General features: G+C 28.0%; 11 protein-coding genes. 8 read left to right on the top strand and 3 right to left on the bottom strand.

Annotation, left to right across the window (positions count from 1 at the left end; genetic code table 11):
- Positions 1–301: 301 nt before the first annotated feature.
- Positions 302–1,084: an alpha/beta fold hydrolase gene (locus MKD41_RS10060; RefSeq protein ID WP_240242164.1), complete on the bottom strand. Its 783-nt coding sequence runs from the start codon at positions 1,082–1,084 to the stop codon at positions 302–304.
- Between the two features lie 19 nt (positions 1,085–1,103).
- Positions 1,104–1,760 carry a hypothetical protein gene (locus tag MKD41_RS10055; RefSeq protein ID WP_240242163.1) on the bottom strand — a complete coding sequence of 219 codons (657 nt, stop codon included), beginning with the start codon at positions 1,758–1,760 and terminating at the stop codon, positions 1,104–1,106.
- A 102-nt stretch (positions 1,761–1,862) separates the two neighbouring features.
- Here MKD41_RS10055 and MKD41_RS10050 point away from each other — a divergent pair, with 102 nt between their 5' ends.
- From MKD41_RS10050 to MKD41_RS10030, 5 genes are all read left to right on the top strand, one after another.
- Positions 1,863–3,185, top strand: a complete 1,323-nt coding sequence (locus MKD41_RS10050) for an aspartate kinase (protein ID WP_240242162.1) — start codon at positions 1,863–1,865, stop codon at positions 3,183–3,185.
- 124 nt (positions 3,186–3,309) lie between these two features.
- Positions 3,310–4,029 (top strand): hypothetical protein, encoded by a 720-nt coding sequence (locus MKD41_RS10045; protein WP_240242161.1) that lies wholly within the window; start codon positions 3,310–3,312, stop codon positions 4,027–4,029.
- 10 nt (positions 4,030–4,039) lie between these two features.
- On the top strand, positions 4,040–6,793 hold the full coding sequence (locus MKD41_RS10040) for a TonB-dependent receptor (protein ID WP_240242160.1): 2,754 nt from the start codon (positions 4,040–4,042) through the stop codon (positions 6,791–6,793).
- A gap of 13 nt (positions 6,794–6,806) precedes the next feature.
- Positions 6,807–8,024 carry a DUF4249 domain-containing protein gene (locus MKD41_RS10035; RefSeq protein WP_240242159.1) on the top strand — a complete coding sequence of 406 codons (1,218 nt, stop codon included), beginning with the start codon at positions 6,807–6,809 and terminating at the stop codon, positions 8,022–8,024.
- A gap of 21 nt (positions 8,025–8,045) precedes the next feature.
- On the top strand, positions 8,046–9,821 hold the full coding sequence (locus MKD41_RS10030) for a hypothetical protein (protein WP_240242158.1): 1,776 nt from the start codon (positions 8,046–8,048) through the stop codon (positions 9,819–9,821).
- Between the two features lie 80 nt (positions 9,822–9,901).
- Here MKD41_RS10030 and MKD41_RS10025 read toward each other — a convergent pair whose 3' ends face one another.
- Complete coding sequence (locus MKD41_RS10025) at positions 9,902–11,197, bottom strand: aminopeptidase P family protein (protein ID WP_240242157.1); 1,296 nt, start codon at positions 11,195–11,197, stop codon at positions 9,902–9,904.
- A gap of 148 nt (positions 11,198–11,345) precedes the next feature.
- Here MKD41_RS10025 and MKD41_RS10020 point away from each other — a divergent pair, with 148 nt between their 5' ends.
- The 3 genes from MKD41_RS10020 (at position 11,346) to MKD41_RS10010 (ending at position 14,757) form a co-directional block, all read left to right on the top strand.
- Positions 11,346–12,200: a ChaN family lipoprotein gene (locus MKD41_RS10020; RefSeq protein ID WP_240242156.1), complete on the top strand. Its 855-nt coding sequence runs from the start codon at positions 11,346–11,348 to the stop codon at positions 12,198–12,200.
- Between the two features lie 144 nt (positions 12,201–12,344).
- On the top strand, positions 12,345–13,577 hold the full coding sequence (locus MKD41_RS10015; RefSeq protein ID WP_240242155.1) for a PAS domain-containing sensor histidine kinase: 1,233 nt from the start codon (positions 12,345–12,347) through the stop codon (positions 13,575–13,577).
- 121 nt (positions 13,578–13,698) lie between these two features.
- Positions 13,699–14,757, top strand: a complete 1,059-nt coding sequence (locus MKD41_RS10010) for a response regulator (RefSeq protein WP_240242154.1) — start codon at positions 13,699–13,701, stop codon at positions 14,755–14,757.
- Positions 14,758–14,768: the final 11 nt, after the last annotated feature.

Here is a 14,768-nt window from a genome sequence, read left to right as displayed (position 1 = left end):
TATTTTTTTATAATAAAAAATCAATATACTATATATTCTTATTAATTTAGTATTAAATTTAAAATATAATAAGCTATTGAATTACTTAATAAAATTTATTAAAATTCATTTTTTAAGTATATGGATGTTGTTATTACTCTACCAATAAAGTTGTGAATTCCGATATATTTAATTTAAGAGAGGTTCTAATATCTAATAGAATTAAGGCAGAGTTTTTAATTGTTTTTTAGGGATGAAATTAGTTTGTTGTATACCATATAATAGCAGCTATTTTATTTACCGGAATACATCAGTTTCTAAGCTAGCTACATTTTTTTGCAAAACTAGCCAAAGTAGTAATAAAAGCCTCTTTATTTTCTATATGACTCATATGTCCATCTGAAAATTCTACAACTTTTACGTTGGTATTTTTAGTTTGTGCAATTAAAGAATTATAATCTAAGGCTGGGTCTTGTTTTCCAACAACCATTAGTATAGGGAAATTAGCACTTTTGTATATAGAAGTATAATCTTCTCTAATTTTCATACCTTCTAAAGCTGCGGTAATTCCTTGAGGAGATATGTTTAATGCATTGTTAGTTATTTCTTCAATTTCTGAATTAAAAATAGTTCTATTTTCTTCAGAAAAAAGCATTGGTATTGCTATTCTAATAAATGTTTTATGATTTTGTTTTACAGCAACAATTGCTCGATCTCTGTTAATTTTCTTTTCTTCAGAATCAGGTAATGCGGTAGAATTCATTAAGCACAAACCTTTTACATTAGTTGGTGCTAATTTGCAAATTTCTAAAGCTATATATCCGCCCATGCTATGCCCAACTAAGATGTATTTTCTTAAACGAAGGTGTTTTAAAACGGCAATAACCATTGTTGCCTGATCTTGCATTGTATGTATGTAGCCAAGGTTCTCTGTTTTACCGTGTCCTAATAAATCAATACAAATTACACGGTATTTTTTAGAAAGTTCTTTAGAAACTGAATTCCACATAGTACTATCTTCTAAAAAACCATGAATTAAAACTATGGTTTTACCTGTTCCTTTTGAAGTAAAATTTACAGCTATATTTTTATAAGAAAAAGTCATTATAAAAAGTATTTATAATTTAATTTTTTAGGCCTTTTACAGCAGAAAAAGCTTTGTCAACTACATCATCTTCTACTAAAATAGTAAATTCGTTAGTGGTAGAAACTACTTCGTATAATGCAATTCCTTCCCAAGCTAAACGTTTAAAAAACTGATAATATAAACCTGCAATTTTAGTATTTTCTTTAGGTAAACCAATGGTAATTGCAGATAAACTTCCTTTTACTGAAGTGCAAATTTCATCTTTGTAAAAGCTTTCAATTTTATCTTTTAGAGTTGTGGTAATTAACACATTACTTTCGTGAACTCCACGTGTAAACGTATAAAAAATATGGGGGTCGTTTTTTATTATTTCTAAAGCTTTTAAATGGCTATTTACAAGCGAATTTGAGTTTTTAAAAGTGTAATCAGACAGGTCTGAGCGTACTGTAATATCACCTAAATTTTGAAGTACTTTATTTAACTTAATTTTATTTGCCATTTCTTTTGGTGGACTGTATCTACGTAGTGCCATCATAATAGCACCAGATTTTACAGGTTTACGTAACATTTTAGAAATAGGATCTCTTAACTCTTCAGCTAAAGCGCTAAAATTTAAAATATTTCTAGTTAAAGCATCCTCTAAAAATGGTTGCGAAACTAAAATTTCTTCTACACAGGTTGCGATTGTTCTCATATTGTTAAATAGTTAACAGTTTGTGCAAAATTAGTGTATTGTTTTTAAATATACACAATAAGTTGAAAATGATTTTACATTTGCAGAACTAAAATACAAAAAATGAAAGTTTTAAAATTTGGAGGTACTTCAGTAGGTTCTATTGAAAATATAAAAAGAGTTAAAGAGATTATTAACGACGGTGATAGAAAAATTGTTGTTTTATCTGCTATGTCGGGAACTACAAATGCTTTGGTAGAAATTTCTGAACAAATAAAGTTAGGAGCTTTAGATGTTGCAATACAATATGTTGAAAATTTATCAGCAAAATATGAAGATGTTATAGATGAATTGTTTGAGTGCTCTGAAACAAAGCAAGAAGTAAGTAATTATGTTGATAGTGTTTTTGAACATTTAAGAGCTTTAGCTGCAGAAAAGCATACTGTATTTTTATACAATAAAATAGTATCGCAAGGAGAACTAATGTCCACTTTTATGTTTACTAAGTTTTTAAATCAAGAAGGGGTAAATGCACAATTATTACCAGCATTAGACTTTATGCGTGTAGATAAATCTAACGAGCCAGATGATTTTTATATCAAACAAAATTTACAACGAATTTTACATGAAAATTTACCTGCAGATATTTACATAACACAAGGTTTTATTTGTTTAGATGCTTATGGAAATATAGCTAATCTACAACGAGGAGGAAGTGATTATACAGCAACAATTATTGGTGCGGTTATGGATGCAGATGAGGTTCAAATTTGGACTGATATTGATGGAATGCACAATAACGACCCTAGAATTGTAGATAATACACATGCAATATCTAATTTATCTTTTGATGAAGCTGCTGAATTAGCGTATTTTGGAGCAAAAATATTGCATCCACAAACTGTTATGCCTGCGCGAGAAGCTAATATACCAGTTCGTTTAAAAAATACAATGGACCCTGCTTCTTACGGAACTTTAATATCTGAAGATATTGAAGGGGAAGGAGTTAAAGCTATCGCTGCTAAAGATAATATTACAGCTATTAAAATTAAGTCGGCACGTATGCTTTTAGCACACGGTTTCTTAAAAAAAGTATTCGAAATATTTGAAAAATACGAAACGCCAATCGATATGATTACAACATCAGAAATTGCAGTTTCGTTAACTATTGATAATGATGCAAATTTAAATTCAATTGTTGAAGAATTAAAAAAATTCTCTTTGGTTGAAGTAGATAACAATCAAAGTATTATATGTTTGGTTGGAAATGAAATTGTAAAACATCATGAAACACATAGATTGTTTCAAGTATTACAAGATCTTCCTATAAGAATGATTTCTTATGGTGGAAGTAATTATAATATTTCTCTTTTAGTAAATACTAGCGATAAAATTTCTGCACTTAAACATTTAAATAAATATGTTTTTGATTTTGCAGTGTCTTAAAATGTTAATTTATAGGTAAATAAAAAACCCGAATTTTTTAAAATTCGGGTTTTTTATTTTTTAAAGATACCTGAGATTAATAATAATTTTATTTAACTTCGAAAACTCAAATTTAATTAGATATATGATAAGAATAGGCAAACAAATTATTGTGTTTTTTGTCTTTATATTAAATTCTATTTCGTTCTACGGGCAAACAAATAGTAGCCAAGAAAATTATTATAAATGGTTTGACGCTGTTGTTGGAGTAGGTAATACAGATTTATATAATGGAATTCAATATAAAAGAAGTTATAATACAATAAATAAGAATCACGAATATTTTTTAAGTTCAGATTTTATAAAAGGTACTGTTTTATATAGCAATCAGCCTTATTTTGATGTGTACTTGAAATATGACATTCATAATGACGAGCTTATTGCACAATTACCAAGCGTTAAGTCTAATAATACTATTCAATTAATTCAACAAAAGGTATCGAGTTTTTCCATAAGCGGTCATAGCTTTGTAAAGCTTTCTGCTGAAGGTGTTTCAGGGTTTTATGAGGTTTTATTTGAAGATAGCAATATAAAGTTTTATAAAAAGTATATAAAAACAATAAAAAAGCATTTAGATAAAGATTTTGCATATTATGTTTTTACAGAAAAAGAATCATATTTACTTTATTATAATAATGAATATTATCAAATAAAATCAAAAAGTAATATTTCAAAAGTATTACCAAATCTTAAAAAAGATATTAATTTATTTTACAAGAATAATACAAATTTAAGAAAAATGAATTATGAGTTGTTTTTATCTAAACTTTCAGGGTATTTAAGTGAATTAATATCAAATAATTAAGCTGTAAATTATGAGAAAAATTATAGTATTAGTAGCTTTTTTCTGTTTTTATTTTTTAAATGCTCAAACTAAAGAATCACTAAAAATTACTTTGAGTTTTCAAAATTCAAGTAAGATTGAAGTTATAAATCAATTAGAGGAAAAGACAGGTTATCAATTTTATTTTATTGAAGATTGGATAGATAATAAACCAATCTCTGGTAATTACATTAATGCTTCTTTAAATAGTATTTTAACAGCTATATTTAAAGATACGTATATCAACTTTTATATAGGTAAAGACAATAAAGTTGTTTTAACTCAAAATAATTTAATTTACGATTATTTGCCGAGCACTTTTTATAAAAAGAAAGAAGTAATAACAGATTATAAAGAAGTTGAACCAGTATTTTATGAAGATAATTTTGTGGCTAAAACCAAAAATTACGAAACAGTAAGAATAGGTAAGGAAACAAAAACCAATTCAAAAAAATTCTACACGCTTTCTGGATATGTTAAAAATAGTTTAACAAACGATCCAATTCCAAACTTAGCATTAATTGTAGTTGGTAAAAATATTAATGCTGTAACTGATATTGATGGGTTTTACAGTGTTAAATTACCTCCAGGTATAAATTATGTTGAAACAAAATCGCTTGGTATTGAAGAGGCAAATAAAAAAGTGCTTATTTATAGCGATGGAACCTTAAATTTTAATCTAAAAGAAACTTCAGAAACTTTAAAAGAAGTTGTGGTGGAGGCTAGTAGAGATAGAAATATAAAGGAAGTAATATCTGGTGTAACTCAAATTAAGGTTCAAGAAATTAAAAATATACCTTTAGTTTTAGGAGAACGTGATATTTTAAAAGTTGCTACAACATTACCAGGTATAAAAAAAGCAGGTGAAGGTTCATCAGGTTATAATGTTAGAGGAGGTAAAGAGGATCAGAATTTAATTTTGTTAGACAATGCCGTTCTATACAATCCATCACATTTTTTCGGAATTTTTTCTGCATTAAACCCATTTACTTCGGGCGATGTAAATATTTACAAAGGTAGTTTGCCGTCTGAGTATGGTGGTAGATTATCCTCTGTTTTCGATATAAATACCAAAGATGGCTCTACAGAAAAATTTGCAGGAGAGGCTTCAATTGGGCCTGTAACTAGTAACTTAACTTTTGAAATCCCTATTGTTAAAAACGAATCTTCTTTATTAATTGGAGGAAGAGGAACCTATTCAGACTGGATATTAAAATCGTTAGATGATGCGTCAATAAAAGATAGTGAAGCTTCATTTTTTGATTTGGTTGCTAAATACAAACATAAATTAGATAACAATAATACTTTAGAAGCTTCAGGGTATTATAGTAATGATGAGTTTAGCATAACTTCAGATTCTCTATATAGTTATAACAATAGACTGATGTCTTTAAGATGGAATAGAAATTTTAATAATAAAAATAATGGAAGCTTAATTTTGGCAAATAGTGAATATAAATTCAATATTAATTATGATGGAGCCATTGATACAGATTTTAAATTAGGCTATAAAATAAATGAAACCGAACTAAAACTTAAAATGAAGTATTTGCATAGTGAAACTCATAAGTTTGATTATGGTATTTCTAGTAAATTGTATGTAGTAAATCCAGGTTCTATTAATCCAATAGGAACTGAATCTATAATTGAAACTTCAACTATTGCAGAAGAAAAAGCATTAGAATCTGCTATTTTTATTGCTGATACTTATAAGGTAGATAATAAACTGTTATTTAATTTTGGATTGCGCTATTCGTTTTATACTTCGTTGGGTAAATCTTCCCAAAGAGAATACCAAAAAGATTTACCGAAAAATGAAGGTTCTGTGATTGATACTTTAAATTTCGATAAAAATGAAGTTGTTAAAACTTATGGTGGTCCTGAAATACGATTGTCTGCGCGTTATTTTTTAACACCAAGTTTATCGGTTAAAGGAAGTTTTAATAGTACATATCAATATATACATACATTATCTAACAATACAACAGTTTCTCCAACAGATACTTGGAAGTTGTCTGATTTAAATGTTAAACCACAACAAGCAAACCAGGTTACACTAGGGCTTTATAAAAATTTCCAAGACTCTTTTTACGAATTAAGTTTAGAAGGGTATTATAAAAAAACTAAAAACACCTTAGATTATAAAGTTGGAGCAGATCTATTGCTAAATGAATATATTGAAACAGAAGTTTTACAAGGAGAAGGTAAGGCCTATGGTGTTGAGTTCTTAGTTAAAAAAACAAAAGGAAATTTAAATGGCTGGCTTGGTTATAGTTATTCTCGTTCTATGGTGAAATTAGATAGTGAATTCTCTGAAGAAAGAGTGAATAATGGAGATTATTTTCCATCTAATTATGATAAGCCTCACGATGTAAGTTTAGTTGCAAATTATAAATTAACAAAACGCTATAGTTTTTCAGCAAATTTCACCTATCAAACAGGAAGACCAGTTACCTATCCAGTAGGAAAATATATTTATAATGGAGAAGAACGTGTTTTGTATAGCGATAGAAATAAATTTAGAATTCCAGATTATTATAGGTTTGATATAGGGTTTAATATTGAAGGAAATCATAAAATTAAGAAGTTTGCGCATAGTTTCTGGAATATTTCAGTGTATAATGTGTTAGGTAGAAATAATCCTTATTCGGTTTATTTTGTTACAGATAAAGGTGAAATTAAAGCATATCAGAGTTCAATTTTTTCAATACCAGTGCCAACTATAACCTATAATTTTAAATTTTAGAATGCAATTAATTATGAAAAATATAAAATTTTTATCTTTTATTTTATACTCTGTTGTGGTGTTGTTATTAACAAACGCTTGTGTAGAACAAATTGATTTAAAAACAATTTCATTTGATGATGCATTGGTAGTTGAGGGTTCAATTACCAATGAAAATAAATTTCATCAAATAAAATTAAGTAGAACGTTTAAAATAGAGGATAATACGCCTACAACTGAGAGTAATGCGAAGGTTGAAGTTATAGATGATGCTGGTAATACTTATCATTTTGAAGAAGAAACCCCAGGAGTTTATTTGTCTGAAGTTGAATTTAAAGCAGAAACTGGTAGGCAGTATCAATTAAAAATTACAACTTCAAACGGAAGGTCTTATTCTTCTCAACCAACACAGATTACAAATGAAGCAGAAATTAATGAGGTTATAGCAGTTAAAGAAATTGATAGTAACGGAAATGAAGGTATATCAATTCAGGTAAGTAGTTATAATGCAAATGGAGATGCTAGGTATTATCGCTATGAATTTGAAGAAACGTATAAAATTATTACACCGTATTGGTCTGCTTATGATGCAGTAGTTATATCTGATGTACCTCCTTTTAAGGTTGATTTTGTTCCAAGAACTAAAGAAGAAAAAACATGTTATAATACTATATTTTCAGAAGGTATCATTCAAACAGAAACCAATAGTTTTGTTGAGGATAGAGTGTCTAAATTTCCTGTGAGGTTTATTTCAAAAGATGATTTTATAATTACCAATAGGTATAGTATTTTGTTAAAACAATATGTACAATCAATAGAAGCCTATACTTTTTATAATATTTTAAATAACTTATCTGGCTCAGAAAGTTTGTTTTCACAAAATCAACCAGGTTTTTTTAGTGGAAATATTTCTTCTGATGAAAATAGTGAAGAAAAAGTAATAGGTTTTTTTGAAGTAGCTTCAGTAGCAACCAAAAGAATATTTGTGAACCCAAGAGAAATAATAGAAACTTCACCTCCTTATATCTCTAACTGCGAATTAGTTGCTCCGCTTTTAGTAGATGGAAGTGGAAATAGTTCACCATTAATTGATGCGATAAAAGCAGGTACTTTAAAGTTTTTTCAAGTAAATGGAGGTAAATTTAGTCCTGTGGATCCAATTCCAGGAGGACCTTATCAAATGGTTCCAGTTCCTTGTAGCGATTGTACAGTTTTAGGAACTAATGTTAAACCAGATTTCTGGATTGAATAATTAAATTGAAATTAAAAGACCATGAAAAAACAGTTCTTTTTATTATTAATAGTGTTTTATAGTCAATGCTATACTGTGAATGCGCAAGTTGTATTACAAAGTAACGATAAACCCCTTTTTAAAACCATACATCAAGAAAAAATATTTATACATTATAATAGTTCTTTTTTACTTACAGGTGAAACTTTTTACTACAAACTGTATTGTTTAAATAGAGATACTAATGTATTGAGTAATTTAAGTAAAATAGCTTATGTAGCTTTAGTGGATAGTGATTTAAACGAAGTATTTAAGCAAAAAATAAAATTAGAATCGGGTTTAGGGCAAGGAGATTTTTTTATTCCAACGTCTATTTTATCTGGAAATTATAAAATTGTAGCCTATACGCAATGGATGTGTAATGCAGGGGAGAAAGTTATATTTCAAGAAGATATTTCTATAGTAAATCCGTTTAATGAAAATCAAAATGGAATTCTGTCAAAAGAACTAGATACTTTAAATTCAAAAGCGTTTGAATTTGTAACTACATCAAATAATGATGTTTCAAAAATTATTAAAAGTAATTTTGTTGAGTTGTTATTAGATCAAAATAAATTTAAAAATAGACAAAAAGTAAGTTTACAACTTAATAGTTTAAAAGAAGAAGAAGAATCTTCCGGAAATTATTCTATTTCTGTTAGAAAAATACAGCCATTTAAAACTCTTAAAAGTACTAGTTCTGTTGAATTTTCAAATTTTGAAATGGAAAAAACGGATATAGCTAACACAACTAAAAACGAAATATTTTTACCAGAATTAAGAGGAGAATTAATTTCAGGAACTGTTGTTGAAAAAGCTACAAATTTACCAGCAACTAATGTAAAAGTTAGTTTGTCTATTTCAGGAAAAGAAGATGATCTTTTTAAAATGTCAACTACAAATAATTTAGGGCAATTTTATTTTAATTTGTTAGAGAATTATAAACAGCCTACAGCTACAATTCAGTTGCTTAGTGATGCTGAAAAGTATAAAATTAATTTAAATCCAGAAGTTTCTTTAACATATTCAAACTTAAAATTTAGTGATTATAAAATAGATACATCTATTAGTGATTTTATTTTAAAACAAAGTATTAACAATCAAATAGAAAATGCTTACGGAGCTGTTAAACCTACAGAGGTAGAGAAAGTAGCTTTAGACGGTACATTTTATAATTCTAAAGAAATTACCTTTAATTTAGATGATTTTACACGTTTTCCAACGGTTAAAGAAACCATTGTTGAAGTTGTTGATGTTGTAACTTTAAAGCACCGTAAGGGAAAGGTGTTTTTAGATGTTATTTGGGCTAATAGGACCTACGATTCTGGATTGTTACCATTGGTGCTTTTTGATGGAATAATTATTAAAGATCATAATGAAATTATAAACTATAATGCAAATAAAATACAACAAATTGATGTTGTAAGGGAGAAGTACTTGTATGGTACTCAAATATTTGAAGGTATTATTTCTTTTAGTTCTATAAATGGTGATTTTTCTAAATTAACATCTGATGATACGGCTATAAATGTAGTGTTGTTAAAACCGTTAGAACATAAAAAATACTTTAAACAACAATATGATGGTACAGATAAATTAAAGCGAATTCCAGACTATAGAACTCAATTGTTATGGTTGCCAAACGTTGAATTAAATGCTCAAACTAAAGATGTAAGCTTTTTTACTTCGGATGTGAAAGGAACGTTTGAAATTTCTTTAGAAGGTTTTACAAATAAAGGGAAACCAGTTTCTTTAAAAGAAATAATTGTTGTAGAATAATATAAAAAAAACTCAGGATTGAATTTAATCCTGAGTTTTTTGAAACGTATGTAGTTTATACGGTACTGTTTTTTTAAGAATTACTTACTATTCATTAAATCTTCAATTTCTTCAACGGTAATAGGTATATCTCTCATTAAGTTAAATGGCTCTCCGCTCTCTTGAATAACAACATCGTCTTCAATTCTAATTCCCATATTTTCTTCAGGAATATAAATTCCAGGTTCAACAGTAAACACCATATTTGCTTTCATAGGTGTTTTTAATGCTCCATAATCGTGCGTATCTAAGCCTAAATGATGCGAAGTTCCATGCATAAAATATTTTTTATAAGCAGGCCATTTTGGATCTTCATTCTGTACATCGGCTTTATCTAAAAGTTTTAAACCTAATAATTCATTGGTCATTATTTTACCAACTTCTTTATGGTATTCAGCCCAATCTGCTCCAGGAACTAGCATTTTTGTTGCTTCATCTTTAACACGTAAAACGGCGTTATAAATAGCTTTTTGTCTTTCTGTAAAACGACCGTTTACAGGGATAGTACGTGTCATATCACTAGAGTAATTAGCGTATTCTGCACCAACATCCATTAAAAGCATATCGCCATCTTTACATTCTTTATTATTTTCTATATAATGTAAAACGCAAGCGCTATAACCAGACCCGATAATTGGAGTGTATGCAAAACCTTTAGATCTGTTTCTTAAAAACTCGTGCATATATTCGGCTTCAATTTCGTACTCCATAACACCAGGTTTTACAAAAGGTAATATTCTTCTAAAACCTTTGTTTGTAATATTACAAGCAGTCTGTAATAGTTCAATTTCTTCTGGCTCTTTAACACCTCTAATATTAAGCATTATTTGAGCGCTTTTTTCCCATTTATGAGCAGGGAAATCTGCTTTGCATTTTTTTATAAATCTATCTTCTCTAGTTTCTATTTCAACCGATTGTCTGTAGTGTTCGTTGGTGTTAAAATATACGGTTTCGGCCTCAGTCATTAAATCATAAAAAACTTTATCAAATTCAGATAGCCAATAAATAGTTTTAATTCCAGAAACCTCTGTAGCTTCTTCTTTAGAGTATTTAGCACCATACCAAATTTCAATTAATTTGCTGGTTTCGGTTAAAAATAAAATTTCTCTATGTTCTGGGTTTATAGCATCAGGAAAAAGCACTAAAATACTTTCTTCTTGATCTGCTCCACTTAAGTATAATAAATCGCTACTTTGTTTAAAAGGAAGTGTACTGTCTGCACCTGTAGTAAAAGTGTCGTTAGAATTAAAAACCGCAAGAGATTTTGGTTTCATTTGAGCAGTGAATTTTGCTCTGTTTTTTTTAAAAAGTTGGTTATTAATTGGAAGGTATTTCATTTTTAATGAATGTTTTAAAATGTTATTTATATCTTAATAAACAAACTAATAATAAGTTTAAGATTTCATTATTAAGAAATAATTGTAATAATTAGTAACAAAGTTATAAATTTGTTCAAAACCAACTGTTAAAAAATCAATAATATTTATGCGTAAACAACTTGTATTTTTTCTGGTAATTATTTTTTCTGGAGTAGTATTTGCACAAAACAAACCAGCATATAAATTATACAATGCCAAAGGTAAAAAGGTTTCCTATAAAAAGATGATAAAAAAAATGAGTAAAGCCGATGTGGTTTTATTTGGAGAATATCATAACAATCCTATTATACATTGGTTGCAGTATGAGGCAACTAAAGATTTAAGTGTAGAAAATAAATTAATTTTAGGGGCTGAAATGTTTGAAGCAGATAATCAAAATGAATTAAATAATTATTTGTCAGGAGCTATTGATGCAAAAGCATTAGATACGGTTGCTAGATTATGGAATAATTACAAAACAGATTATAAGCCTTTGGTAGATTTTGCAAAAGACAATAAATTAAAATTTATAGCCACTAATATTCCTAGAAGATACGCTAGTTTGGTGTTTAGAGGTGGTTTTGAAGCGTTGGAAGAATTAACCGATGACGAGAAAACGTGGATAGCGCCATTGCCAATTGCATACGATAAAACCTTACCTGGTTATGTTAAAATGAAAGAAATGATGGGTGGTCACGGTAGCGATAACTTGCCAAAAGCACAAGCTGTTAAAGATGCAACAATGGGTTATTTTATATTGGAAAATCTACAAGATAAGAAGTTGTTTGTTCATTACAATGGCTCGTATCATTCCGATAATTACGAGGGAATTTATTGGTATTTAAAAAAAGGAAATCCCAATTTACAAATTAGTACCGTAAGTGTAATTGAACAAGAAAATATTAAAAAATTCGATACAGAAAATAAATTAAAGGCCGACTTTATAATTGTTGTGCCTTCAACAATGACAAAAACATATTAACTAAAAGTTTATTCTAAGGGTTTTAAATTTTTTATTGTAATTATTAGTATTGAAGCGCTTATTTTCTTTTTGGGTATAAATTGCTATTGTAGTTCATAATTTTTTAGTATTTTCGAAACTACTAAAAACTAAAAAAATATACCATTGCCTAATTTATTTCATGAAAATGAATTTGTATTTAATGTGCTCTTTGAAGCAGTTTCTGAAAGTGTAATTGTTGTAGATGAAAGCCAAACAATTGTTGCAAATAATGCTGCGGCAGAAAAAATGTTTGGATATGAAAAAGGTCAGTTGCAAAATCAGCATTTAAATATTTTAATTCCTAGAAATTACCATGCAGGTCATGGAGCTCATTTTAATTCTTTTTACAAGAAATCTTCTGCCAGACAAATGGGGAGTAACCAAGATTTAAATGGTGCTCATAAAAACGGACATAATTTTCCGGTTGAGGTAGGGTTAAACCCTTTTGAAATTGAAGGAGAAAAATATGTAATGGCAATTGTTATAGATATAACATATCGTAAAAATTCTGAAAATAAAATTCGAGAATTAAATACTTTATTAGAAGGTAAAATTTCAGAAAGAACTACAGAGTTAAATAAAACGGTTGCAAATTTAAAAAGCGAAATTGAAAAGCGTGTAAAAGCAGAGTCTAAGCTAAGGAAAGCATTAAAAAAAGAAAAAGAATTAAATGAATTAAAAACCAAATTTTTATCGTTGGTTTCTCACGAATTTAAAACACCTCTAAGCGGTGTGTTAAATGCAGCTGTTTTAGTCGGAAAATATAAGAAAACCGAAATGCAAGATAAAAGAGAGAAGCATTTGCTAACCATTAAAAATAAAGTGCATTATTTAGATGGTATTTTAAATGATTTTTTATCGGTAGAACGGTTAGAATCTGGAAGAGTAAATTATAAATTCAGTAACTTTAAACTTAGTAAAGTAGTAAATGAAGTTATTTATAATGCTAATTTAATGCTTAAAAGTGGACAGCATATTACCTATCCAAAAGATATTGATAATATAGATGTTTATCAAGATGAAAAAATTTTAGAATTAATGCTGTCTAATGTTTTAAATAATGCTATTAAATATTCACCAGAAAACACTAAAATAGATTTTAAAATTAAGATAAAAGAACCAATTATTATTTTTAAAATTAAAGATGAAGGAATTGGAATTCCACTAAGTGATCAAAAACATATTTTTAACAGATATTTTAGAGCAGAAAATGCACTAACAAACCAAGGTACAGGAATAGGATTAAATATAGTTAAAAGTCATTTAGAAAGTTTAGGGGGCTCTATAAAATTTGAAAGTATAGAAAATGAGGGTACAACTTTTATTATTGAGTTGCCATTAATTAATAAAAAATAAAGCAAAGCGTATTAGAACGTTTTTTTCTAAATAAAATAAACTAGTTTTATGTATAACTAGAATATAAGATTTGTGTTGAATTAAGATAAAGTATGCACGTTTAAAACAATATGTAAAAGAAATGAAAACATTATTATTAATTGAAGACGATACAGTTTTAAGAGAAACTACGGCTGAAATTTTAGAATTAGAAGATTATAAAGTTGTAACAGCTTCTAATGGAAAACGAGGTATTGAACAAGCTAGAATAATGCTTCCAGATCTTATTATTTGTGATATTATGATGCCTGAACTAGATGGGTATGATGTTTTTAAATTGCTGTCTGAAGATGAAGCAACAAAAAAAATACCATTTATTTTTATGTCTGCCAAAACTGAAGTTAAAGACATAAGAAAAGGAATGGATTTGGGTGCAGATGACTATTTAACAAAGCCAGTTGAAGAAGAATTATTATTAAGCGCTATTGAAAGTAGGTTAGCAAAAGCTGCGCTTTTAAAAGAATCTTTAACAGTTGAAGAAACTGAAACTCCTGAAGAAGATACATTTGAAAATATTTTAACCATAGATGACCTTAAAAACTATTTTTGTGATTTTGGTACTGCTAAAATATTTAAAAAAGGAGAATTAATTTATAAAGAATCAGAAAAAACTAATAATATTTATCTCATTTATAAAGGCAAAGTTAAAGGTGTTAAAATAGATGAATTTGGAAAAGAGTTAATTATAACAATTAATAAAGAAGATGAATTTTTTGGATTTTCAGCAATCTTTGAAGACTCTCATAATTATGAATCTGCAATTGCTATGGAAAAATTAGAAATAATGAGTGTGCCTAAAACCACAGTTCAAAACATTCTAAAAAGAAACTATAGCCTATCATTAGAAGTGTTTCAATTAATTAATGAAAACTTAACAGAAGTAAAAGATCAATTATTACAAATGGCTTATGGTTCTATGCGAAGAAAAACAGCAAAAACAATTCTAAAATTTGCTAATAAAATGAGGCATAAACCATCTGATAATATTAATATTTCTAGAAGAGATCTTGCAAGTGTTGCAGGTATAGCTACCGAAAGTTTAATTAGAACATTAACAGACTTAAAAAAAGAGGGAGTTATAGAAATTGAAGGAAGAAATATTAGAATTGTTGATTTAGAGCAATTAGAGGCTATATATTAATAATTATTCAA

It is taken from the genome of Lutibacter sp. A64, from assembly GCF_022429565.1.
Taxonomy (GTDB): domain Bacteria; phylum Bacteroidota; class Bacteroidia; order Flavobacteriales; family Flavobacteriaceae; genus Lutibacter.
This window is presented reverse-complemented; position numbering and strand designations above follow the sequence as displayed.

Excerpts from the sequence above, each read along its gene's own strand:
- MKD41_RS10055 (WP_240242163.1), bottom strand. The coding sequence starts at position 1,760 with ATGAGAACAATCGCAACCTGTGTAGAAGAAATTTTAGTTTCGCAACCA.
- MKD41_RS10060 (WP_240242164.1), bottom strand. The coding sequence starts at position 1,084 with ATGACTTTTTCTTATAAAAATATAGCTGTAAATTTTACTTCAAAAGGA.
- MKD41_RS10030 (WP_240242158.1), top strand. The coding sequence starts at position 8,046 with ATGAAAAAACAGTTCTTTTTATTATTAATAGTGTTTTATAGTCAATGC.
- MKD41_RS10040 (WP_240242160.1), top strand. The coding sequence starts at position 4,040 with ATGAGAAAAATTATAGTATTAGTAGCTTTTTTCTGTTTTTATTTTTTA.
- MKD41_RS10045 (WP_240242161.1), top strand. The coding sequence starts at position 3,310 with ATGATAAGAATAGGCAAACAAATTATTGTGTTTTTTGTCTTTATATTA.
- MKD41_RS10050 (WP_240242162.1), top strand. The coding sequence starts at position 1,863 with ATGAAAGTTTTAAAATTTGGAGGTACTTCAGTAGGTTCTATTGAAAAT.
- MKD41_RS10010 (WP_240242154.1), top strand. The coding sequence starts at position 13,699 with ATGAAAACATTATTATTAATTGAAGACGATACAGTTTTAAGAGAAACT.
- MKD41_RS10025 (WP_240242157.1), bottom strand. The coding sequence starts at position 11,197 with ATGAAATACCTTCCAATTAATAACCAACTTTTTAAAAAAAACAGAGCA.
- MKD41_RS10035 (WP_240242159.1), top strand. The coding sequence starts at position 6,807 with ATGAAAAATATAAAATTTTTATCTTTTATTTTATACTCTGTTGTGGTG.
- MKD41_RS10020 (WP_240242156.1), top strand. The coding sequence starts at position 11,346 with ATGCGTAAACAACTTGTATTTTTTCTGGTAATTATTTTTTCTGGAGTA.